This is a genomic window from Thalassospira sp. ABL2_045, assembly GCF_056161285.1.
The window spans coordinates 1-1346 of the sequence record NZ_JBSWYV010000033.1 but is presented as its reverse complement, the minus strand read 5'-3'; the positions used below and the strand labels follow the sequence as shown (position 1 = coordinate 1346).

General features: G+C 49.6%; 1 protein-coding gene. It reads right to left on the bottom strand.

Annotated features, from left to right (window positions below):
* Nucleotides 1-140: 140 nt before the first annotated feature.
* A complete protein-coding gene (locus ACXAIA_RS20595) occupies nucleotides 141-584 on the bottom strand; it encodes a hypothetical protein (protein ID WP_475351004.1) in 444 nt (147 codons plus the stop codon).
* Nucleotides 585-1346: the final 762 nt, after the last annotated feature.

Below are 1346 nucleotides of genomic sequence, written 5' to 3'. Positions count from 1 at the left end.
ACGGATCCGGGAGCCTGCGTATACGCAGGCTCCCAAATGAAAAGAGGCACGAACATCATACCAAATGTTCGTGCCTCTCAATGTATAAGGGTGCCATCAGGCACCCTTTTTGTTTTTTGGATTGTCTTGTCTTAGAAGGGTCAGCCTTTTGGCGACACCGTAATATCAACAATCGCGCCGGCAAATGATCCGCCGGTAAGCTTGATTGTGGCAACGCGGTTTTCGCGGTCATAAACCAGAACCGAAATATCGGCCCGCACCACGGTCACCTTGCTCCAGCCAAAGTTTGGCATTTCGCGTTCATAAAAGTCATACATCTGGGCAGGGGATCCGCCGGCATTCAGGACCAGTCGTCCATGCCAGGCATCAGATGCGCCAAAGATAATGCTTTTATCCATATCCAATGACGAATTGGATGGCATCGGAATATCGGTGAACTGGGTGAAAGACGGTCCCGGTTGGCCACCTTTGCCATCGTTGCTCCCCGAACCCGTATTGGGCACAAGGTTGGTGCCCGAGCACCCGGCGAGTGAGAGCCCCGCAATCGCGGCAGCACATATAAGATATTGTCGCAGTCTCATCATCTTCCTTCGGTCCCCTGATGCCCATCGTCTAAGAGGGGTATCTCTATCTCGCCTTATCATCGGGCGATAATGTAAAGGAAAGGTTCACATATTTGCTTTTGCAGCATTTTACGAACTTGCCTGAAAGACCCACGGCCTGTGGGGCATATATGGCTCTGCACTATTAATACGTATCTGTCTTTGCGCATTGCATCAAATCAAACGGATTTGGTCTGTATATGTGTGTTTGTCGGAAAGCTGGTGTGGCATGTGCGGGGCTTTTTCGAATCATTTTGATCCGGCGCAATGTTCTTTGCCGCCCAAAAGCCTACGCTTTGCAGGTTGTTTTCAGGGGCTTTGCGGGATTTTTCAACCAAGGGTCTTGGGTGCGATGCGGGCTGAGTTTTATGGTTGGATGTGCCCGTTTGGCTATCGCATTGAAAAACAACATTATTTATAAAAATGCCGATTAAATGCACTTTTTTCCGAAAAAGGTGTTTACAGGTTCGGATTGGGGCCCTATAACCCGCCTCCACCGACGGGGTGCGGCGCCAACGAGACGGCGACGCGGAACGGACGGTTTGGGGCTTCGGCCTTTAAGTTCTTTGACATTGTAGATCAGAAGGAAGGGATGCGCGGGCAGCGTTATGGCGCTAAAGTCTGTGCATCCTGGAGACGACGGATCGATTTGGATTTATTCAGATTGATTTGTGGTAACCACCAAAATGTGCAGACGTTAATTTTGAAGAGTTTGTCTTAGAGACAAGCTTGGATTGAACATGA

Coding starts and splice junctions, on each gene's coding strand:
- ACXAIA_RS20595 (WP_475351004.1), bottom strand. CDS start 584: ATGATGAGACTGCGACAATATCTTATATGTGCTGCCGCGATTGCGGGG.